Origin of the sequence: Novosphingobium sp., assembly GCF_027486195.1 — a bacterium.
Lineage (GTDB): Bacteria > Pseudomonadota > Alphaproteobacteria > Sphingomonadales > Sphingomonadaceae > Novosphingobium.
In genome coordinates, this window is record NZ_JAIXPP010000068.1 from 1 (window position 1) to 19,858 (window position 19,858).

At 65.2% G+C, this 19,858-nt stretch carries 19 protein-coding genes; 16 read left to right on the top strand and 3 right to left on the bottom strand.

Annotated elements, in window-relative coordinates; genetic code table 11:
* Positions 1-75: 75 nt before the first annotated feature.
* From fmt to Q0071_RS12775, 3 genes are all read left to right on the top strand, one after another.
* Positions 76-981 carry a methionyl-tRNA formyltransferase gene (fmt, locus tag Q0071_RS12765; protein WP_298169793.1) on the top strand — a complete coding sequence of 302 codons (906 nt, stop codon included), beginning with the start codon at positions 76-78 and terminating at the stop codon, positions 979-981.
* 4 nt (positions 982-985) lie between these two features.
* Positions 986-1,738, top strand: coding sequence for a tRNA pseudouridine(38-40) synthase TruA (gene truA / locus Q0071_RS12770; RefSeq protein WP_298169796.1), 753 nt, complete (start codon positions 986-988; stop codon positions 1,736-1,738).
* 66 nt (positions 1,739-1,804) lie between these two features.
* Entirely contained in the window at positions 1,805-2,917 is a 1,113-nt protein-coding gene (locus Q0071_RS12775) for an NADH oxidase (protein WP_298169799.1), read from the top strand.
* Positions 2,918-3,143: 226 nt separating this feature from the next.
* On the opposite strand, the gene Q0071_RS12780 is transcribed toward Q0071_RS12775, so the two are convergent.
* A complete protein-coding gene (locus Q0071_RS12780; RefSeq protein ID WP_298169801.1) occupies positions 3,144-4,037 on the bottom strand; it encodes a hypothetical protein in 894 nt (297 codons plus the stop codon).
* 17 nt (positions 4,038-4,054) lie between these two features.
* Positions 4,055-5,047, bottom strand: a complete 993-nt coding sequence (locus tag Q0071_RS12785; protein ID WP_298169804.1) for an AAA family ATPase — start codon at positions 5,045-5,047, stop codon at positions 4,055-4,057.
* A 77-nt stretch (positions 5,048-5,124) separates the two neighbouring features.
* Here Q0071_RS12785 and Q0071_RS12790 point away from each other — a divergent pair, with 77 nt between their 5' ends.
* The 4 genes from Q0071_RS12790 to Q0071_RS12805 all read left to right on the top strand — a co-directional run bounded on the left by Q0071_RS12790 (position 5,125) and on the right by Q0071_RS12805 (position 7,805).
* Complete coding sequence (locus tag Q0071_RS12790; protein WP_298169807.1) at positions 5,125-5,784, top strand: glutathione S-transferase family protein; 660 nt, start codon at positions 5,125-5,127, stop codon at positions 5,782-5,784.
* 111 nt (positions 5,785-5,895) lie between these two features.
* Positions 5,896-6,690 carry a VOC family protein gene (locus tag Q0071_RS12795; protein WP_298169810.1) on the top strand — a complete coding sequence of 265 codons (795 nt, stop codon included), beginning with the start codon at positions 5,896-5,898 and terminating at the stop codon, positions 6,688-6,690.
* A gap of 3 nt (positions 6,691-6,693) precedes the next feature.
* Complete coding sequence (locus tag Q0071_RS12800) at positions 6,694-7,332, top strand: glutathione S-transferase family protein (RefSeq protein WP_298169813.1); 639 nt, start codon at positions 6,694-6,696, stop codon at positions 7,330-7,332.
* Positions 7,329-7,805, top strand: a complete 477-nt coding sequence (locus Q0071_RS12805) for a VOC family protein (RefSeq protein ID WP_298169816.1) — start codon at positions 7,329-7,331, stop codon at positions 7,803-7,805. Before Q0071_RS12800 ends, Q0071_RS12805 begins: the two co-directional genes overlap by 4 nt.
* Before the next feature lie 10 nt (positions 7,806-7,815).
* On the opposite strand, the gene Q0071_RS12810 is transcribed toward Q0071_RS12805, so the two are convergent.
* Positions 7,816-9,699: a DUF885 family protein gene (locus Q0071_RS12810; RefSeq protein WP_298169818.1), complete on the bottom strand. Its 1,884-nt coding sequence runs from the start codon at positions 9,697-9,699 to the stop codon at positions 7,816-7,818.
* A gap of 149 nt (positions 9,700-9,848) precedes the next feature.
* Between Q0071_RS12810 and Q0071_RS12815 the strand changes: the two genes are divergently transcribed.
* From Q0071_RS12815 to Q0071_RS12855, 9 genes are all read left to right on the top strand, one after another.
* The gene (locus tag Q0071_RS12815; RefSeq protein ID WP_298169820.1) at positions 9,849-10,964 is read left to right on the top strand and encodes an acyltransferase; all 1,116 of its coding nucleotides are present in this window, start codon (positions 9,849-9,851) and stop codon (positions 10,962-10,964) included.
* A gap of 259 nt (positions 10,965-11,223) precedes the next feature.
* Positions 11,224-11,820: a hypothetical protein gene (locus Q0071_RS12820; RefSeq protein ID WP_298169822.1), complete on the top strand. Its 597-nt coding sequence runs from the start codon at positions 11,224-11,226 to the stop codon at positions 11,818-11,820.
* An 86-nt stretch (positions 11,821-11,906) separates the two neighbouring features.
* Positions 11,907-12,968 (top strand): acyltransferase, encoded by a 1,062-nt coding sequence (locus tag Q0071_RS12825; RefSeq protein WP_298169824.1) that lies wholly within the window; start codon positions 11,907-11,909, stop codon positions 12,966-12,968.
* Between the two features lie 80 nt (positions 12,969-13,048).
* Positions 13,049-13,408: a hypothetical protein gene (locus Q0071_RS12830; RefSeq protein WP_298169825.1), complete on the top strand. Its 360-nt coding sequence runs from the start codon at positions 13,049-13,051 to the stop codon at positions 13,406-13,408.
* Between the two features lie 22 nt (positions 13,409-13,430).
* Entirely contained in the window at positions 13,431-13,631 is a 201-nt protein-coding gene (locus Q0071_RS12835; protein WP_298169826.1) for a hypothetical protein, read from the top strand.
* Positions 13,632-13,744: 113 nt separating this feature from the next.
* A complete protein-coding gene (locus tag Q0071_RS12840) occupies positions 13,745-14,581 on the top strand; it encodes an SDR family NAD(P)-dependent oxidoreductase (RefSeq protein WP_298169829.1) in 837 nt (278 codons plus the stop codon).
* A gap of 136 nt (positions 14,582-14,717) precedes the next feature.
* Positions 14,718-17,048, top strand: a complete 2,331-nt coding sequence (locus tag Q0071_RS12845; protein WP_298169831.1) for a TonB-dependent receptor — start codon at positions 14,718-14,720, stop codon at positions 17,046-17,048.
* Between the two features lie 405 nt (positions 17,049-17,453).
* The gene (locus tag Q0071_RS12850) at positions 17,454-19,067 is read left to right on the top strand and encodes a choline dehydrogenase (protein ID WP_298169834.1); all 1,614 of its coding nucleotides are present in this window, start codon (positions 17,454-17,456) and stop codon (positions 19,065-19,067) included.
* A 123-nt stretch (positions 19,068-19,190) separates the two neighbouring features.
* Positions 19,191-19,858: SDR family oxidoreductase (locus Q0071_RS12855; protein WP_298169837.1), on the top strand; the 668-nt coding region annotated here is incomplete at its 3' end.

The following is a 19,858-nucleotide window of genomic DNA, read 5'->3' on the forward strand; positions in this document are numbered from 1 at the left end:
CGCCTCGATCTCTTGCGATGCCATGGGGGGAGAGATAGGGCCACGCCACGCAAACGAAAGGCCCTTTTGAGCGTTATGCGCATCGTCTTTATGGGAACCCCGGATTTCGCCGTGCCGACCTTGCGCGCGCTGGTCGCGGCGGGGCACGAGGTGGTGGCGGCTTATAGCCAGCCGCCGCGTCCGGCAGGGCGGGGCAAGCAGCTCCAGCCTTCGGCCGTCCACCGCGCGGCGGAGGCGCTGGGCATTCCCGTGCGCACACCGCTTTCGCTGAAGGGCGCAGACGAGCAGGCGGCGTTTGCGGCGCTGGCGGCCGATGTGGCGGTGGTGGCGGCCTATGGCCTGATCCTGCCGCAGGCGGTGCTCGATGCACCGCGGCTGGGGTGCCTCAATGTCCACGGCTCGCTGCTGCCGCGTTGGCGCGGGGCGGCGCCGGTGCAGCGCGCGATCCTCGCGGGGGACGAGCTGACGGGCGTGACCATCATGCACATGGAGCGTGGACTCGATACCGGGCCGATGCTGGCGACGGTGGAGTCGCCTGTCGACGGCAAGACGGCGGGCGAACTGACATCCGAACTGGCGGAGAAGGGCGCGGCGTTGATGGTTTCGGTGCTGGCCGATTTGCCCGCCTATCCTCCGAAGCTGCAGCCGGAAGAAGGCGTGACCTATGCGCACAAGATCGAGAAGGCGGAGAGCCGGCTGGATTTCACCCGCAGCGCAATCGAGGTGGAGCGGCAGGTGCGCGCTTTTGCGCCGGGGCCGGGCGCGTTCTTCGAGCTTGAGGGCGAGCGGTACCGCGTGCTGGGTGCTACGATCCAGCCGGGCAGTGGCGAGCCCGGAACCACGCTCGATGGCGGACTCGCGATTGCCTGCGGTGAGGGCGCGCTCCGTCCCACGCTGATCCAGCGCGCGGGCAAGCCGGCGATGGAGACTGCTGCCCTGCTGCGCGGGCGGGCGATCCCGGCCGCCACACAGCTTGGGTGATTGCATGACCCGCTACGCCCTCACGCTCGAATACGATGGCAGGCCCTACATGGGCTTCCAGCGGCAGGCGCATGGGCCTTCCGTGCAGCAGGCGTTCGAGGACGCGGCGGAAAGCGTGGTCGGCCATCCGGTCACGCTCCATTCCGCCGGGCGCACCGATGCAGGCGTGCATGCGCGGGGGATGCGCGCGCATTTCGATAGCGAGAAGCCCCTGCCGCCGTTCCGCATGGGCGAGGCGATCAATGCGCGGCTGCGGCTGGCGGAACAGGCGGTGGCGGTGCTCGATTGCGTGGTGGTTCCGGAGGATTGGCATGCGCGGTTTTCGTGCATTGGCCGGTCTTATGAGTACGTGATCGCCAATCGCCGCGCGCCGCTGGTGCTGGAAGCGTCGCGGGCGTGGCGCATCGCGCAGCCGCTGGACGCGGACGCCATGCACCACGCCGCGCAAGTGCTGGTGGGGCGGCACGATTTCACCACCTTCCGTTCGGCGCAATGCCAGTCGGCGAGCCCGGTGAAGACGCTGCGCCACCTCTCCGTCCGGCGCGAGGGGGATCATGTTATCGTCGCGGCGGAGGCGCGCAGCTTCCTCCATCATCAGGTGCGCTCGATGGTCGGCTGCCTTGCCATGGTGGGCGAGGGGCGGTGGAGCGCCGCCGATCTGCGCGATGCGCTCGATGCTTGCGACCGGCAACGCCTCGGCCACAATGCGCCTCCCGATGGCCTCTATTTCATGCGCGCGCTTTACCCGGCCGATTGAGCCGTTAAGTTGCGGATTGAAACCCGCGCGGGACAGACCCGGCGCGGCCGCAATCAGGAGAGAACCATGGCATTTTCCGGCAAACAGCTCACCACCCGACTCGATGCGGACGGCACGCTGACCGTCCAGATCGTACCGAAGACGTGGGAGGCCCCCACCGGCAGCCAGGTCCTCGTGGCTGTCGAGGCGACGCCGATCAACCCTTCGGACCTCGGCCTGCTGTTCGCCTCTGCCGATACCGCGAATGCCGCCTACAGCCCCGGCAAGGTCGTGGCGAAGATGCCCGACAATGCCACCCGCGCGATGACCGCGCGCCACGGGCTCGACATGCCTGCCGGCAATGAGGCGGCGGGGATCGTCGTCGCTGCCGGTGACAGCCCCGCCGCGCAGGCGCTGATGGGCAAGCGCGTCGCCTGCGTGCCGGGCACCGCCTATGCCAGCTATGCCTATGCCGAGGCGGGCATGTGTCTGCCGGTGGATGACAGTGTGAGCGCCGCGCAGGCTGCCTCCAGCTTCGTCAATCCGATGACCGCGCTGGGCTTTGTCGAGACGATGCGGATGGAAGGCTTCACCGGCCTCGTCCACGCTGCCGCCGCGTCCAATCTCGGCCAGATGCTGGTGCGCATCTGCCAGGAAGACAACGTGCCGCTGGTCAATATCGTGCGCAGCGAAGAGCAGGTCGCGCTGCTCAAGGGCCTTGGCGCAACGCATGTACTCAACATGACCGAACCCGGCTTCCAGGCCGCGCTTGTCGATGCGATCCACGAAACCGGCGCGATGCTCGGTTTCGATCCGATCGGCGGCGGCACGCTCGCGGGGCAGATCCTCGCCGCGATGGAATCCTCCGCCAGCCGGGGCGCCGCGTTCAGCCGCTATGGCTCCTCGGTGGCAAAGAAAGTCTACATCTACGGCGCGCTCGATCTCGGGCCGACGATCCTCAACCGCGCCTTCGGCCTCACCTGGGATCTCGGCGGCTGGCTGCTGACGCCGTTCATGGCCAAGGCGGGCATGGACACAGTGGGCCGCATGCGCGCCCGCGTCGCGCGCGATCTCACCACCACCTTCGCCAGCCACTACAAGGCCGAAGTCAGCCTTGAAGGCATGCTCGATGCGGCTGCGGTAGCTGAATACAACGCGCGCCGCACCGGCGAGAAGTATCTGGTGGTGCCGACCGCCTGACGGGCGCTTATACGGAGCCCTACACTCCCCCGTTCCTTTGCCGTTGCGGTTTGGAACGGGGGAGTGTGCATGTTCGTCAGGGGCTGCGATCAGCTGTGGCCGGACACCCCCTGATGGGGCTCCGTGTCATAAGCGCGCCGCTGCCGACAGCACAGTTGCTCGCCTCGCGCCGCGCACCACTTTGCAACGCGGCGCGGGGATGCTTCATGCCGGCTGAATAGCCCGCTCAATGATAAAAGATGAAGATCATCCCGGTGTTCCCCCCGTTGAAGACGGACTGGTAATACGTCGCCTCAGCCGCCCTTTCGTAGTGATAGGCAATTTCGCCGGTCTTCGGATCAACCGAATCAAGCGTAATCCGGTAGCCGATCATCTGCGGCAGTGCGAAAGGGAGGCTGTCACCGTACTTGATGTTGACCTTGGCATCCTGCTTCGTCTCGGACGCGTCGTCCCCCTGCCAGACCTTGAAGTAGCTGCTGATGTATTCGGTCTTGCCTTTAAACAGCCTAATATAGAAGAGAATGTTTCGGTCGCCGGGCGTCAGCCGCTTGTAGATCAGCCGTGCGTCGGTGGGGTCGAGGCGTGGTGACAGGCCCAGTTCCCGCACCGGAAACGGGTTGATGGCAACGGCCTTGAGCAATTCGGGCATCTTGTTGCTGATGACGAAGGCGTGATCCACCCTTCCATCGCTGTCCTCGTCCGAGAAGCAGAAGTTCACATTGTAGCGAGATTTCTTGCGCCCGGATGCGTCAGTTTCGATCACCGGACTGTATCGCTCGATATCGCTGCCGGAGCAGTAATACTTGCTCGCGTTGAGACCAGTTATGGCCGCCGCTGTGGGCAACGGCTTGCGCGTTACCAATTGGTAGCCATCGGCAAAGGCTTGCGAGTAGGCACCAATCGCAACGGTTTGCGCACCACTGACGGCGGTGCGGTCCGTGTTCATCACCATGCTGCGAACCAGCGTATCGCCTGGCCTTGCGGTCAAGCGGATGCCGACAGGCGGATTGTCCTCAGCCGGAACAAGCGCTTGTCGCTCACTGGTAGACGCGGCATGGCCGGTCAGCGGCGCAAGTGCCACAAGCCCGCTGAGTGCAAGGCTGATGGCTGACCTTGTCATGGCGTCACGGTCGACCCTCAGACCTTGCCGACGACGCTTTCAGGCAGGTCCTTGCCGAACACGCGCTGGTAGTATTCGGCCACCAGCACCCGCTCGGTCTCGTCGCACTTGTTGAGGAACGAGAGGCGGAAGGCAAAGCCGGTATCGCCGAAGATGCCGGTGTTCTGCGCCCAGCTGATCACCGTGCGCGGGCTCATCACGGTCGAGATGTCGCCGGCCATGAAGCCCTTGCGGGTGAGGTCGGCGACGCGCACCATGTCCGCCGCCGTCTTGGCGTCGAGCCCGGGGACCTTCTTGGTCACCACGTCGATCTCCGTCGCGGCAGGCAGATAGTTCAGCGCGACGACGATGTTCCAGCGGTCCATCTGGCCCTGGTTGATCGCCTGCGTGCCGTGATACAGCCCGCTCGTGTCACCCAGACCCACCGTGTTCGCAGTGGCGAAAAGGCGGAAGTTGGGGTTCGGGCGGATCACACGGTTCTGGTCGAGCAGCGTGAGCTTGCCCTCGGTTTCGAGCACGCGCTGGATCACGAACATCACGTCGGGCCGGCCCGCATCGTATTCGTCGAAGACCAGTGCGGTCGGCGTCTGCAGTGCCCATGGCAGCAGGCCCTCGCGGAACTCGGTGACCTGAAGACCATCGCGCAGCACGATCGCGTCGCGCCCGACGAGGTCGATGCGGCTGATATGCGCGTCGAGGTTGATGCGGATGCACGGCCACTTGAGGCGGGCTGCCACCTGCTCGATGTGCGTCGATTTGCCGGTGCCGTGATAGCCCTGCACCATCACGCGGCGGTTGTGGGCAAAGCCCGCCAGGATCGCCAGCGTGGTATCCGGATCGAACACGTAGTTCGGATCGAGATCCGGCACCCGCTCGTCGGCCACCGAGAATGCGGGGACGGTCATGTCGATGGGAATGCCGAAGGTCTCCCGCACGCTCAGCGTGATGTCGGGGGCGGCAAGGACGGTGGTGGCGCGGGTATCGGCCTGCAGGTTCGGAATATCGCTCATCGCCTCATCGCCTATACGGGGCTGCGAAAGGCTGCAATAAGCTTTGCGTGCTGACTCGACCGCGGGAGGCGGATGCTATGAAATTGTATGGGGCTCTTCTCTCGCCCTTCGTGCGCAAGGTGGCGGTGGTTCTGGGCGAGAAGGGCGTGGACTATACCCCGGCGCGCGGCGGCCCAGGCGTCACGGACGCAGAGTTCCTCGCGGTCAGCCCCTTTGCGAAGATCCCGGCGATCGATGACGATGGCTTCACACTCGCCGATTCGTCGGCAATTGTTCATTATCTCGAGGCGAAATACCCCTCCCCTGCACTGATCCCCACCGATCCGCAGGCACTCGGCCTCGCGGTGTGGTTCGACGAGTTCGGCGATACCATCTTCGCCGCCTCGGGCCTCAAAATCCTGTTCAACCGCGTGGTCGGGCCGCGCTTCCTCGGCCTGCCTGTGAACGAGGCGCTTGCCCTTGAGGGCGAGGCCGAACTGCCGCGTATTTTCGACTACATCGAGAGCGTCGCGCCGGACGAGGGCTGGCTGCTGGGCGATGCCTTCACCATCGCCGACATCACCGTCGCCTCGATGCTGTGCACGCTGCGCTATGTCGGCCATGGCCCCAATGCGGCGACCTATCCGAAGACCGCCGCATGGCATGCCCGCGCGCTGGCGCGCCCCGCGTGGCAGGCGGTCGCGCAGAAGGAAGCGGCACTCATGCAGCGCATCCTGCCCGATCTCGTTCCCGCCTGATCGCAGGCGCCGGGCCACCGGAATGGCGAGGGTGTAGATACGCGCAGGCGTGCAGCGGCGGGGCGAGAGACCGCGCATGATCGAACAGTTGCTGTGGATCGGAGAACGGACATGAGCGTGCCCTGCAGCTTCATCTGGTACGAACTGATGACGCCCGATCTCGATGGGGCCAAGGCCTTCTACGACGCCGTCGTCGGCTGGCGGATCGATGGCCCGGGCGAGCAGCCGGGCGACGATTTCTACCGCATGATCATGCGCAGTGATGGCGGCGCCACCGGCGGGGCGCTCCGCCTCTCGGAGGAGATGATCGCCGAGGGCGCGCATCCCACGTGGCTCGGTTATTTCCACGTCGATGATGTCGATGCCAAGGCTGCGGCGATCGTGGCCGAAGGCGGACGCGTGCTCATGCCCGCGCAGGACATTCCGCAGGGCCGGTTCGCCATGGTCACCGACCCGCAGGGCATGCCCTTCTACGTCATGCACCCGGTCCCGCCGCCCGATATGCCTGATGCGGTGAGCGCCTGCTACGATCGGACCACACCGCAGCACGTCTCGTGGAACGAACTCGTCACGCCCGATCTTGCAGCGGCGAAGGACTTCTACGCGCGCCACTTCGGCTTCGAATTCCATCGCACGATGCCGATGGGTGAACTCGGGGACTATTGCTTCATCGACCAGAGCGGCGTCGATATTGGTGCGGCCATGCAAGCGCCGCCGGGTTGGCCGCGAAGGGGCTGGACCTACTACATCCGCGTGGCCGATATCGATCAGGCCGTCAAAGCGGTTGCCGCGCACGGCGGACAGGTGCTGAACGGGCCGCATCAGGTGCCGGGCGGTGACTGGACCGTGGCCGGCACCGATCCCCAGGGCGCGCCCTTCGCGCTTGTCGGCCAACGAGAAAGCTGAACCATGGCAGACTACACCTTCTTCACCGTCCCCATGTCGCGCGGCCAGATTGCCCGCTGGGCGCTCCACGAAGCGGGTGCGGAGTATGAGCATGTGCTGGTCGATTGGGCGGATCGCCCGGTCGAACTGGCCGCCGCCAATCCGATGAACAAGGTGCCCACCTTGATCCACCACGCGCCGGAGGGCGACCGCGTGATCACCGAATGCGCGGGCATCTGCGCCTATCTGGCCGATATCCACGTGGAAGCCGATCTCTTCCCGCGCGAGGAGGAAAAGGCGGATTACTACCGCTGGATGTTCTTTGCGGCTGGTCCGCTCGAGCAGGCGGTGATCAGCCGCGCGATGGGTTGGAATGTGCCCGAAGGCAAAACGGGGATGGCCGGTTTCGGCACTTATGAGCTCACCATTGAAGTGATGGACGGGCTGCTTTCCAGCCGCGACTGGGTCTGCGGTCCGCGCTTCACGATGGCGGACGTCTATGTCGGCAGCCAGATCGACTGGGGCCTGAACTTCGGCTCGATCCCGCCGCTCCCCAGCTTTGCCGCCTATGCCGAACGCATCCGCACCCGCGCCGGCTATCAGTCGGCCAAGGCGATCGACCGGGAGTTGATCAAGGCGGCCAAGGGCAGAACCGGGGGATGACCGACGCGGTCCTCTGCCTTTGGTACGAAGGCGCGGCGGAAGAAGCCGCCGCTTTCTACGCAGAGACCTTTCCGGACAGCCGCGTTTCAGGCATCCACCGCGCACCGGGCGATTATCCGGATGGCAAGCAAGGCGATGTCCTCACGGTCGAGTTTACCGTGCTCGGATTCCGCTGCATCGGGCTCAACGGCGGGCCCTATTTCAAGCATAGCGAAGCGTTCTCGATTCAGGTCCCGACCGATACGCAGGAAGAGACCGACCGCCTGTGGGACGCCATCGTCTCGGGCGGCGGCAGCGCGAGTCGCTGCGGCTGGTGCAAGGACAAATGGGGCCTCTCGTGGCAGATCACCCCGCGCGCCCTCACGCGCGGCATGGCCGATCCCGACCCCGCCGTCCGCAAGCGCGTGTTCGAGGCGATGATGACCATGGGCAAGATCGACATCGCCGCAATCGAGGCAGCACGGCGGGCCTGAACCTGCGCCCTCAGCCCTGCTTGCCCGCGATATACCGGTCGATATTGGCCGCCAGCACGTCGAGCGGCACGTTCCCGCCCTCGACCACCGCGTTGTCGTAATCGCGCAGGTCATAGGCCTTGCCGAGCGCCGCCATGGCACGCGCGCGCTGGCGCAGGATCTCGCTGCGGCCGATGAAATAGCCGCAGGCCTGGCCCGGCCAACTGCAATAGCGCTCGACCTCGCTGGTCACCTCGTCGCGGCCCGAACCGTTTGAATTGGCGAACCAGTCGATCGCCTGCTCGCGGGTCCATTCGCGCGCGTGGAGGCCGGTATCGACCACTAGACGGCAGGCGCGGAAGGCGATGGACTGGAGATAGCCCAGCTTGCCTACCGGGTCGTCGTCATAGGCGCCAAGCTCGTCGCCCAGCGTTTCGGAATAAAGCGCCCAGCCTTCTGAATAGGCGTTGAAGGCCAGCATCGCGCGAATCGTCGGCAATTGGTTCGAATATTCGCCCTGCCAGACATGGCCGGGGATCGCCTCATGGTGGACCAGCGTCGGCAGGCTGTAGGTGCTGTGGAGCCGCGTGGTGCCGAGATTGATCCACATCTTGCCCGGGATCGAACCATCGATCGAGCCGGGACCGCCATAGGCGCCGGGTGCGCCGGGTTCCTCCGCCGGGGGCAGGCGCCGCACCTCCAGATTGCCGCGCACCAGCCGGGAAAACGCGCGCGGCATCTGCGCGCGGATATAGGTCAGCCGCTTCTGGATGAACGCGATGATCTGCGCGCGGCCCTCGTCGTTGTCGGGGAACTGGAAGCGCGGATCCTGGCCCAGCGCGGTCATCCGCTCGCCAACCGTGCCGCTGGTATAGCCCAGCTTGCGGAGGATCGGGTCCATCCGCCCCTGCAGTTCGGCCAGCGATTCGAGGCCCAGCTTGTGGATCTCGTCGGGCGTCATCCGCGTCGTGGTGCTGGCGCGCAGGGCCCAGGCATAGAACGCATCGCCGCCGGGGCGCTGGTGCATGCCCGCTGCCGACACCGCGTTGTTGCGCTGCGCGATCAACTCGGCAAGCTGCCGCTCCAAAGTCGGGGCGACTTGCTTGGTGACGATCTCGCGCGCACGGCCCGCCCAATCGCCGGCGATCCCCTTCTCGCGCGTGCGCCGCTCGATCGATTCGACAAGGCCTCCGCCTGAACCCATCGCCGAAAGGCTCGCGCCCATCTGCCGGATCGCCTTTTCGATCAGGAACGAGGGCGCGATCACGCCTTGCGCCGCCGTGGCCCTCAGCCGCGCCGTCTCGCCCGCCAGCACCGCCGGGAACTGCGCCAGCCGCGCCAGATAGGCCTCGGCATCCGCCGACGTGTTGATCGGATGGTCCGAATCGAGGAAACGCGGAACGTCGATGTAGGCGCCCACGTTCTGGATCACGACGTAGGGCGTGTTGCGCCATCCGCCGACGGTGACGTCGCCATAAGGCAGGGCAAACCCGTCCAGCGCGGTGCGATAAGCGCTCTTCACCACCGCAAGGCTGGTGCGGGTGACGGGATCGAGGCCCGCGTCGGCAATCGCCTCGACCTTGGCGAGATCGGCGCGCACCAGCGCCGCGACAGCCGCCTGTCCCGCAGCCGAGCGGTCTTCCAACGCGCCCCGCAAGGCAGCATGGGCCCCGGTATCGAGCCCGAGCGAGGTCGCGCTCTCCGGCTTCAGCGCCAGCATCCGCCACGCGGCATCATCCAGCAGTGCGGCAGCCGGCGAGGGCGCTCCTGCCGGTTGCACCTGCGCCGAAAGAGCCTGCGCAGGCAGCGCCAGCGCGGCAGCCCCTGCAGCGAGGCCCGCGATCGCCTCGCGGCGCGATAGGGCAGGGGAGAGATCGGGCGAAAGGGCGGGGGCGGCAGAGGCTTGCTGTGTCATGCGGCGGACAGTGTCCCACCAGCCGCCCGCTGTCAAAGCCGCGTGGTGCACCATCGCGCGGCGGGATTGGTTCGAAAATGGAGCAACCGGGCGTGGACTTGCCGGCCCTTTCTCCCGCCTTTCAGCGCGAACGAAGGAGATCCCGGCCCATGGCTGGTCACGAACGCTATCGGCTGCTTGATGAACTGCGCGGGGTTGCCGCGCTGGCGGTGTTGGTCTTCCACATCGGCACGCGGGGCGGCGGCCCGCTGATCCTGCCCAACGGCTTCCTCGCGGTCGATTTCTTCTTCATGCTCAGCGGTTTCGTGATTGCTGAGGCGTATGAGGCGCGGCTTGCCAGCGGCATGTCGTTCAACGCCTTCGCCGCGCGCCGCCTTGTCCGCATGGCGCCGGTGGCCGTGCTCGGGGCACTAGCCGGCGGGGCTTATCTCGTCGCGCGCGCCTTTGCCGCACCTGCTCGTTCCGATCCGCTGGCCGAAGTTCTCGGCGCGAACCTGCTGAACCTCCTGCTCCTGCCCAAGCTGTGGCATGGCCGCGCGACGGGCTGGGAGATGTTCCCCGCCAACGGCCCGCTGTGGTCGCTGTTCTTCGAGATCGCGATCAACTTCGTCTGGGCTGCCTTCCTTGCCGGGCGCAGCACGAAGGTGCTCTGCGGCCTCGTCGCCGTGAGTGCGGGGCTGCTCGTCGTGCTGGGGCTGCGCTTCGGCACGCTCGATATCGGCTGGGAGGCCGTGTCGCTGGCTGGCGGCGCGGCGCGGGTGGGCTTCGGTTTCGGCAGCGGTCTGCTGCTGCACCGCGTGCGGCACAATCTCCCGCGCATGGGCCGCCCCAGCGCGATCATGGTGCTGGCAGCGCTGGTCTATTTCCTCGCGCTGCCATTGCCGGTGCTGGGCTGGCAGCTGCTCGTCGTGCTTGTGTGCATGCCGGCAGTGCTGATGGTCGCCGTCGCCGCCGGACAGGAACAAGTGCTGCCCGGCGGCGCGCTGCTCGGGCGGCTTTCCTATCCGGTCTACGGCATACATGTGCCGGTGCTCGCGCTTGCCGCCGGCGTACTGAAATATGCTGGGGGCGGCGCAGGCGGGAACTGGGCAGCGCTGCTGCTCGCGCCCTTGCTGCTGCTGGCGGCTTGGGCCGTGCTCGTCTGGTTCGATGAACCGGCCCGCGCCTGGCTTGCACGGCATGTTCTAGTCGGCGCTGATTCGCCTGCAGGCACCGCGCGGCCGCGCCGCACCGGTTTTCTGCGCCGCTTTCGTGCGGCGACATAGCGTGAGCGCCGCCAACTGCTTCGGAACTGAACCTGTTTCCACGCGGCGAAGCCACCAGGCACCGCTATGCACGAGGTTAGAGGCGTTCGCTGCGCCGGGCGTTTGCCTTGATCAAGGCCAATACCGACTGGGTTACCACGTATAGATAAGTATTTGTCAAACGTGCTATCCTAAATATGGAATTAATAATTGCAATTGTGGGACGTTAATTCCGGATGAGAGCGTCAAGTACGCGGTCATAGAAGTATTGGAGATTGAAATGGCGACGATCAACGGAACAAAGAGCAATGAAGTCATCACGGGCACGGCAAGTGCCGACACGATCACCGGCGGGGGCGGTAGCGATGTGCTGTTTGGCGGCGGCGGAAACGACATGGTTTACGGCGGTGGCGGCAAGGACTGGCTCTATGGCGGCGACGGTAACGACGTTCTGAAGGGTGGCGGGGGCCAGGATTCGCTTACCGGTGGCGCCGGCGCGGACCAGTTCGTGTTCCGCTCGGGCGAAGGCTTTGCGCCGATGAGCTTCAGCGGTGGCCGCGGTGTCACCGAGGTCTGGCAGTGGGTCATGGTCACCGACCTCACCTTTGCGGACGGCGACAATGTGCGCATCACCGGCTTCGATGATATCTTCGGCACGCTCGGCATGTCGCGCAAGGGCACCGGTTCCTACTTCATCGACGGTCAGGAAGACATCAACGCGATGGCCCGGTTCCTCACTGCGAACCCGACCAAGGGCAGCTTTTACGAGATCAAGGGCGGGCCCTTCGATGGCACCACGTTCCTGCTCAACGATTCCTTCGGTCACACGCAGGCGATCACGCTCAGCAACATCCATCCGGATCCCATCGTGATCTGAACCCGAAGGCTGCGGCACGGCGCGCGCCCCTGCGCGTCGTGCGGCGGCGGGCTTCGATGGCCGCTTGTCCCGCAGGAGAATGCACGATGCGGTTTCACACTCTCGATGGCATGCGCGGTATCGCAGCCCTCGTCGTGCTTGTGTTCCACATCGTCCAGCAGCGCACGCTGGCCGCGCTGCCTTTCGCCGGGCTTGCGGTCGATTTCTTCTATGTGCTGAGCGGCTTCGTCGTTGCCCATTCCTATGAGGCGCGGCTGGCGGGCGGCGCGCTATCGCTGCGCGCGTTTGCACAGCTTCGCTTCGTCCGGCTCTATCCGCTGGCGTTCCTTGGCATCCTGCTGGGCACGATGCTGGCGGCGCTCGCGGCTGCGGTGAAGGGTTCGGTCAGCCCGGCTGATGTGGCGACTGCGGCGCTCTTTGCCTTCCTCCTGCTGCCGTCCTTCGTGTTTCCGCAGTGGCCCACGGCTTATCCTTTCAATCCGGCAGCGTGGTCGCTCACGTTCGAAGCGCTCGCCAACGTGCTCTTTGCGTGCATCGCGCGCTGGCTCAGCAACGCGGTGTTGATCGCGATCCTGCTGGCAGGCGGCGCGGCACTGGCGTGGCTCGCCTATGCCAATGCTGGGATCAGCGGCGGGCACGAACAGGCAACCGTACTCCTCGGCGTGCCCCGCGTGATCTTTCCGTTCTTCGCCGGTGTCCTCCTGCGCCGCCTGCCTGCCGCCCCTGGCAGCGGCGTGCTGGCGGGGGGAGGCCTGATGCTTGTCCTGCTTGCCGTGCTGCTGGCGCCGATCGGCTGGGGCGCGGGGAGTTCGCTTGCCTGTGTCGTCGTGCTGTTTCCGCTGCTGGTGTGGCTGGGCATCGCCAACCGGCCTGGCCCCAGGCTTGAACGCGCCTTTGCGGTGATCGGGGCCTTGTCCTATCCGCTCTACATCACGCAGGCCGCAGTGCTGCGGCTCGGGCTCGAAGTAGTGCGCCGCTACTCGCTTTCGCCCGCCCAGTTCGCGTTGTTCGCCGTGGCAGAGGCGGCTTGCGCCCTCGCGCTTGCCTGGTTCGCGATGCGCTGGTTCGATGCGCCGGTGCAGCAGATCCTCCGCCGACGCGATCAGCCGCGCACGGCGCCCACGGGCGCGCGCGGCGCTTTCGCCTGATTGCGGCGGGCCATATTGGTGATGGCTTCCGAGGCATCATCGGCTAGATTGCGCGCCTCATCCTTCAGGGAGTTCGGCGCATGAGCATTTTCGATCAGATCCTCGGCCAGATCAGCAGCAATGTCGATTTGAAGAACCTTGCTGCCAAGGTCGGCATCGATCCCTCGACGGTGGAATCTGCGATTGCCGGGCTCGCCGCTGGCCACGCCGCGCCGACCGATACGGTCGAAACCGCTGCGGCCAACACCGGGATCGATGCTGGCGTGCTGCAGCAGATCGTCGGCCACATCGGCGGCGAGGGCTCGCTCGCCAGCTTCGCGACCATGCTCGCCCAGCACCCCGATGCGGCCAACATGATCGGCGGCCTGCTTGGCGGGAAGGAAGGTGAAAACCCGCTCGGCAATCTTGGCGGCTTGGCCTCGGGCCTGTTCAAGTCCTGACAGCCGGCGCGTTCGAACCTCGATGACTGACGCGGCACTATCCCTCGCCATGCTCACCGCGCTCGCACTCCTCGCGGGCGCGGTGTTCCTCTGGCGCAAGGGCGAACGCCAGCGCCCGGCGCTCATGGCGATCCTGGCGGCCGTGATGATCACCAATGTCGTGATCTGGTCATTGCCGACAACCGGCGGCCAGACGCTCACGGCAGCGGCTGCGCAGCCCTGATGCCGATGACGAAATGCGGCGCTTGAAGGAACGGGGGTGGATTCCCGCTGCCGCCGCCGTAAATCTCTCCGATTAACCCGGTGCCTCAAGGCACCCAGACTTTCGGAGAGAGCATGACCAACCACATCGCGGGCAAATCCATCGTTATCACCGGTGCGGGCGGCGGTTTTGGCCGGCTTGTCGCGCTCAAGGCCGCCGCGCTTGGCGCCAAGGTGGCTTGCGGCGATATCGATCTTGCCGCTGCCGAGGCTACTGCGGACGCGGTCATCAGCGCTGGCGGTGCGGCCATCGCGGTCGAAACCGACGTGCGCGATCTTGGTGCGGTCAAGGCGCTCATCGCCCGCGCTGCCGAAGCCCACGGCAGGATCGATGTGATGATCAACAACGCCGGCATCATGCCGCTCGCGTTCTTTTCCGATCACGAGGCGGCCTATCCCGCGTGGGAGCGCTGCATCGATATCAACATCAAGGGCGTGCTCAACGGCATGGTCGCCGCCTACGATCCGATGATCGCCGCCGGGCGCGGGCATATCGTCAATCTCTCCTCGATCTACGGCAACTTCCCGGTGATCGGCGCGGCGGTTTATGGCGCGTCCAAGTCTGCGGTGAACTTCCTTTCGGAATCGCTGCGTGTCGAAAGCCGGGGCAAGATCAAGGTCACCACGATCAAGCCCACCGGCGTGCCCACCACGGGCCTTTCCGGCACCGTGATCAACCCCGCCGCCGGGGTCGGGATCGTGGCGCACAACATGCCTGATTTCATGGAGATGGTCGGCCAGATGGGCGCCGGAACCTTCCCCGCAGAGCGCCTCAGCCCCGATTCGATCGACTACGCCAGCCTCGCGCCCGATCACATCGCCGATGCGATCATCCACGCGATCAACCAGCCTTGGGGCGTCTCGATTTCCGAGGTCACCGTCCGCGCTTCGGGGGATCATTTCGTCCTCTGAGGACGCCGCCGCACTGCGCGGTTTCCCCTAACCAAATCCGCAGTGGCCCAAAGGTCCGATCCGGTTCAGCCTCTCTCCATCGGCGTTTGGCCTTGTTGCCTTTCGCCGAAACAAAATAAAAATGGGGAGAGGCAGCATGAAGCAATTGGCCCGCGCCAATAGGGCGCGCTTTTTCAAGCTCTTGATGATCGGTGGTGCGCTGGTGCCCGCCGCCGCCATGGCACAGTCCCAGCCAGCCGATGCGCAAGGCGCCGGTGAAGGTCAGACTGACACCAGCGGGATCGACAACATCGTGGTCACCGCGCGCTTCCGCAATGAAAAGCTGCAGGACACGCCGCTCTCCGTCAGTGCGCTCAATGCGAACATCATCCAGAACTCGGTGCTGCTCGATGTGCAGAACATCCAGAAGTTCCTGCCCAACGTGCAGCTTGCGCGCGTCTCGTTCGCGGGCAACGCGCTCGCCGCCTCGATCCGCGGCGTGAGCTTTGCGGACCTTGAAAAGACCTTCGATCCGGCCATCGGCATCTCGATCGACGGCGTATTCCTCGGCACCAACACCGGCGCGAATGTCGATTTCTTCGATCTGGAATCGGTCGAAGTGCTGCGCGGACCGCAGGGCACGCTCTATGGCCGCAACACCATCGGCGGAACGATCTCCATGCGCCGGACCAAGCCCACCGGCGAACTCGGCGCGACCCTCCATGGCCGCTACGGCAGCTATGGCACGTATGATCTCGATGCTGTGGTGAACCTGCCCAAGATCGGCGACATCGCCTCGATCAAGCTGTTCGGCCTCCTGCGCAAGAGCGACAGCTTCACCCGCAACCGCTACACCGGCGAGCGGGAGAAGGGCCGCGATTTCTGGAACATCGGCGGCTCTATGCTGCTGGATCTGGGGCCGGATACCACCGCGCTGCTCTCGGTCGATTACCAGAAGGACCGCTCCGGCTACCCGTCCACAATCAACCTGACGCAGGCCAGCGGCCTTCCCTTCGGCGCGGGCGGCAATATCTGCGATTTCACGCTGGCGATCGGCCTCGGCGATCTCGGCTGCGCCTCGCAGGGCTACCTGAAGCAGGCCAAGGAGAACTACACGCTGGCCAACACCTCGCTGCCTTTCCGGAGCTTTATCGACGGGGTGAACGGCAGCCTTGAAATCAACACCAAGCTCGGCGGCTTCAAGCTCACCGCGATCACCGGCTACCGCAATACCAACGACTCGCTGCTTGAGGAAAACACCGGCGCGCCGCCGATCCCGGTTGCACCCGGCGTGGCGCTGCCGCTGTTCGTGGCGGCGCGCGATCAGTCCTACAAGCAGTTCAGCCAGGAAGTGCGCATCAGCGGCAACCTGACCGACCGGATCGATATCGTCGCCGGTGCCTACTACCTGCACACCAACTATTTCATCAAACCCTACCCCTACAACGGCGCGCGCGCCGCGCAGGCCTATATCCTCAATGGCCCGGTGCAGAACTTCACCGCGGGGCAAAGGCTCGATTCCTTCGCGGTCTTCGCCGAATCGATCATCAAGCTTGGTAGCAACGTCCGCCTCACCGTCGGCGGGCGCTACACGTGGGAAACCAAGGACTTCAACATCGACTTCACGGTGCCCGGCGCATTTTCGGCCAAGGCGAAGAAGACTTTCAGCGATCCCACCGGCCGCGTGATCCTCGATTGGAAGCCGAACCCCGACACGATGCTCTATGCCAGCTGGTCGCGCGGGTTCCGTTCGGGCGGCTTCAACGGCCGCGCCACTTCGGCCACTTCGATCGGGCCCTACAATCCCGAAAAGGTCGATAGCTACGAGGCCGGCGTGAAGAGCGAGTTCTTCGGCGGCAAGCTGCGGCTCAATCCCACCGCGTTCTGGGTGAACTACAACAACAAGCAGGAAGACATCATCCGCGCGGCGGGCGCCGGCACTGAAACCATCGTCGAGAACGCGGCCTCGGCGCGGATCTGGGGCCTCGAGCTTGAAATGCAGGCCCGCCCCACGCCCGACCTCACCCTGCGTGCCTCGGGCGGCTACCTCAACGGCAGGTACAAGACGTTCCTTATCCCCAACCTCGCCAACCCCGGCACATTCATCGACGTCTCGAGCCAGCGCAACTTCCGCCGCGCGCCCAAGGTCTCGTTCAACGCCGGCGTCGATTACGGGATGCAGGTCAGCTCGGCCGACCGCGTGACCTTCACGCTCGACTACGCCTTCATCGACGACCTCACCGCCTCCCCGCTCGCCGATACCACCGGCGCGCGGCGCGACGTGATCCCGGCCTACGGCACGCTCGATGCCTCGATCGCGCTCCTCCACGAAGGCAGCGCGATCAAGAACCTGCGCGTCTCCGCCTATGCCCGCGATCTGCTCAACAAGGGCGGCCGCCTTGCCAACGTGCTCGACGCCGGCCTGTTCTACTTCGGCGTGGTCGCGCCGCGCCAGCAGTTCGGCATTGAAGCGACGGTGAAGTTCTGATCTGAGCCCGAAAAGCCCTCTCCCCCGCTCATCCTGAGCTTGTCGAAGGACAGGGGGAGAGGGTTGGGAGAGGGGGCTCTCCGCCCCGAGCAAGGCCCGAAGAAAAAACGAGCCTCTGGCGGGCAAGGGCCACAGCCCGTGCATCCCCGAATTTGGCACCTTTAAGGTGACATACCCCGCCGCGCGTTGTTCCAGACCCGACCGACAGTGACAGAGAGCAAGGCCCGGGGGCTTGGCTGACCTTAAGCCAGATCAGCGCGTTACAGGAATATGGCGCTGCGCCAGTTGGGCAGGGGATTTGGCGGCAATTCACTTGTTACCGTGATTTCCATTCCGCATGATCGGTTCGCACCCACGGCAGCGCCAGCATATGGGCAGCGTGGGTTCCGGGGAGAATGTTGCAACATGGACGGGCAATTTGATTTTGTGATCGTGGGCGGCGGGTCTGCAGGGTGCGCGCTCGCCAATCGGTTGTCGGCCGATGCCGGCACGCGCGTGGCGCTGCTTGAGGCGGGTGGCAGCGACAAGAATATGTTCATCCAGATGCCGGGCGGCATCGCCGAAATCATCCCGCCGGACAAGAACAGCGCATTTGACTGGAGTTTCTGGACCGAGCCGCAGACCCACCTTGGCAATCGCAAGCTTTATTGGCCGCGCGGGCGCGCGCTGGGCGGATCGTCCTCGATCAATGGCATGGTTTATATTCGCGGGCATGCCAGCGATTACAATCGTTGGGCGCAGCTTGGCCTGACCGGCTGGGGCTGGGAGGATGTTCTGCCCTATTTCCGCAAGTCCGAAGACAGCGAACGCGGTGCGGACGATTTTCACGGCAGCGGCGGCCCCTTGCACACCAGCCGCAAGGGCGCGCTGCAAAACGTGCTCAACGAAGCCTTCGTACAAGCTGCGACGCAAGCCGGATATGCCCGCACCGATGATTTCAATGGCCCGCAATTCGAAGGGGTGGGCCAGTATGATGCCACGATCAAGGATGGCGAACGTTTCTCTGCAGCCAAGGCCTATCTGACCGAGGCGGTGCGCAAACGCCCCAATCTCACCATCCTGACAGGGGTGCAGGTGGAACGTGTGCTGTTTGAGGGCAAGCGGGCGACAGGGGTGGCCTATCGGCAGAACAATGCCGCGTTCAGCGTCGCGGGCCGCGAGGTTATTCTCTGCGGCGGCGCGGTCAACAGCCCACAACTGCTGATGCTGTCCGGCATCGGGCCGGCCGCGCATCTGCAAGGCTTCGGCGTGCCGGTGGTGGCCGATAGCCCGGATGTCGGCGGCAATCTTCAGGATCACCTCGATGTGATCGTGCAATGGCATTGCAGCCAGCCGATCACGCTGAACCGCAACAGCAAGATGATCAACAAACTGGCGGCGCTGGGCAAATGGGTGTTTCTGCGCTCCGGCAACGGCGCGCATATGCCCACGCCCATGGGCGCGTTCCTTTCAACCCGCGAAGGTCTTGCCGCGCCCGACATCCAGATGCATTTCATGCCGGTGCTCGGCAATCCGCATGGCCGCGGCGGGCTTGGCAGTCGCCATGGGTATCAGCTCCACGTTTGCCAGCTGCGCCCCGAAAGCCGCGGCACAATCCGCCTGAAATCGCCCGATTCGCTTGCACACCCGGCGATCGACCCGAACTATCTCAGCGCGCCCGAAGATGTCGAAACGCTGCTCAGCGGGGTTGAAATGGCCCGGCGCATTGGCGGCCAGCCTGCGTTTGCTGCGTTCAACGATGGCGAAGCCTGGCCGGGACCACAGGTGACCGACCGCGCCGCCTTGCTTGAAAAAATGCGGGGCTGGGCGGAAACCATTTATCACCCGGTGGGCACCTGCCGCATGGGCATCGATGATCGGGCAGTGGTCGATGGCGCGCTGCGGGTAAACGGCGTGGATGGGCTGCGGGTTGTTGATGCCAGCGTGATGCCATGTCTGGTTTCGGGAAACACCAACGCGCCGACGATCATGATTGCCGAAAAAGCCGCAGACATGATCGCGACTCGTAACCGGGCCTGAGATCGGTAAACACGCAGCAGCGCATGGGAATGTTGGGGGCATCCCCTGCCCAAAACGCGAGTGGCCGCGGCCACGCGCCCTGCCCATGGTCGTGCATCGCAACACGCAAAGAAGGAACGCGCAATGGATCTGGGGCTCAAGGACAGGAAGGCCATTCTGGTAGGCGCCAATGGCGGCATCGGGCGCCAGGTAGCGCTCGCGCTCGCGGCGGAGGGTTGCCATGTCGCGGTTTGCGGCCGCACGCAGGCCAAGGTTGACAAGATCGTTGGTGAACTCGCCCCGAGCGGGGTCACCGTCTATGCCGAGGCGCTCAATGTCACCGATGCCGAGGCGGTTCCGGCCTTCGTCGACAAGGCGGCCGAAGCGCTGGGCGGCTGCGACATCTTCATCAGCTTCACCTCCGCCAATCTGGGCGAAGACAGCGATGCCGGCTGGGATGCAGTGATGCAGGCCGATATCCTCCCCATGCGTCGCGGCGTCGCGGCGGCGAAGCCCTATCTGCTGAAGTCAGATGCCGGCTCGATCATTTGCATGAGCTCGACCGGCGCGGTCGAGGAATTCATGGGCGTGCAGCCCTACAATGCGCTGAAAGCGGCGGTCATGGTCTATTCGTCCGATCTGTCGCAGGCGCTCGCGCCGCAGGGCGTGCGCGTCAACTGCATCACCCCCGGTCCGATCATGACCGAGGACGGCCCCTGGACCTACATCAAGAACAACATGACGCCGTTCTACGACGCCACGCTCGCCAAGATCCCGATCGGCCGGATGGCCACGGGTGAGGAGCTGGCCCG

Excerpts from the sequence above, each read along its gene's own strand:
- Q0071_RS12805 (WP_298169816.1), top strand. The coding sequence starts at position 7,329 with ATGACCGACGCGGTCCTCTGCCTTTGGTACGAAGGCGCGGCGGAAGAA.
- Q0071_RS12800 (WP_298169813.1), top strand. The coding sequence starts at position 6,694 with ATGGCAGACTACACCTTCTTCACCGTCCCCATGTCGCGCGGCCAGATT.
- Q0071_RS12820 (WP_298169822.1), top strand. The coding sequence starts at position 11,224 with ATGGCGACGATCAACGGAACAAAGAGCAATGAAGTCATCACGGGCACG.
- Q0071_RS12790 (WP_298169807.1), top strand. The coding sequence starts at position 5,125 with ATGAAATTGTATGGGGCTCTTCTCTCGCCCTTCGTGCGCAAGGTGGCG.
- Q0071_RS12825 (WP_298169824.1), top strand. The coding sequence starts at position 11,907 with ATGCGGTTTCACACTCTCGATGGCATGCGCGGTATCGCAGCCCTCGTC.
- Q0071_RS12850 (WP_298169834.1), top strand. The coding sequence starts at position 17,454 with ATGGACGGGCAATTTGATTTTGTGATCGTGGGCGGCGGGTCTGCAGGG.
- Q0071_RS12810 (WP_298169818.1), bottom strand. The coding sequence starts at position 9,699 with ATGACACAGCAAGCCTCTGCCGCCCCCGCCCTTTCGCCCGATCTCTCC.
- Q0071_RS12775 (WP_298169799.1), top strand. The coding sequence starts at position 1,805 with ATGGCATTTTCCGGCAAACAGCTCACCACCCGACTCGATGCGGACGGC.
- Q0071_RS12835 (WP_298169826.1), top strand. The coding sequence starts at position 13,431 with ATGACTGACGCGGCACTATCCCTCGCCATGCTCACCGCGCTCGCACTC.
- Q0071_RS12780 (WP_298169801.1), bottom strand. The coding sequence starts at position 4,037 with ATGACAAGGTCAGCCATCAGCCTTGCACTCAGCGGGCTTGTGGCACTT.
- truA (WP_298169796.1), top strand. The coding sequence starts at position 986 with ATGACCCGCTACGCCCTCACGCTCGAATACGATGGCAGGCCCTACATG.
- Q0071_RS12795 (WP_298169810.1), top strand. The coding sequence starts at position 5,896 with ATGAGCGTGCCCTGCAGCTTCATCTGGTACGAACTGATGACGCCCGAT.
- Q0071_RS12815 (WP_298169820.1), top strand. The coding sequence starts at position 9,849 with ATGGCTGGTCACGAACGCTATCGGCTGCTTGATGAACTGCGCGGGGTT.
- Q0071_RS12845 (WP_298169831.1), top strand. The coding sequence starts at position 14,718 with ATGAAGCAATTGGCCCGCGCCAATAGGGCGCGCTTTTTCAAGCTCTTG.
- Q0071_RS12840 (WP_298169829.1), top strand. The coding sequence starts at position 13,745 with ATGACCAACCACATCGCGGGCAAATCCATCGTTATCACCGGTGCGGGC.
- Q0071_RS12830 (WP_298169825.1), top strand. The coding sequence starts at position 13,049 with ATGAGCATTTTCGATCAGATCCTCGGCCAGATCAGCAGCAATGTCGAT.
- Q0071_RS12785 (WP_298169804.1), bottom strand. The coding sequence starts at position 5,047 with ATGAGCGATATTCCGAACCTGCAGGCCGATACCCGCGCCACCACCGTC.
- fmt (WP_298169793.1), top strand. The coding sequence starts at position 76 with ATGCGCATCGTCTTTATGGGAACCCCGGATTTCGCCGTGCCGACCTTG.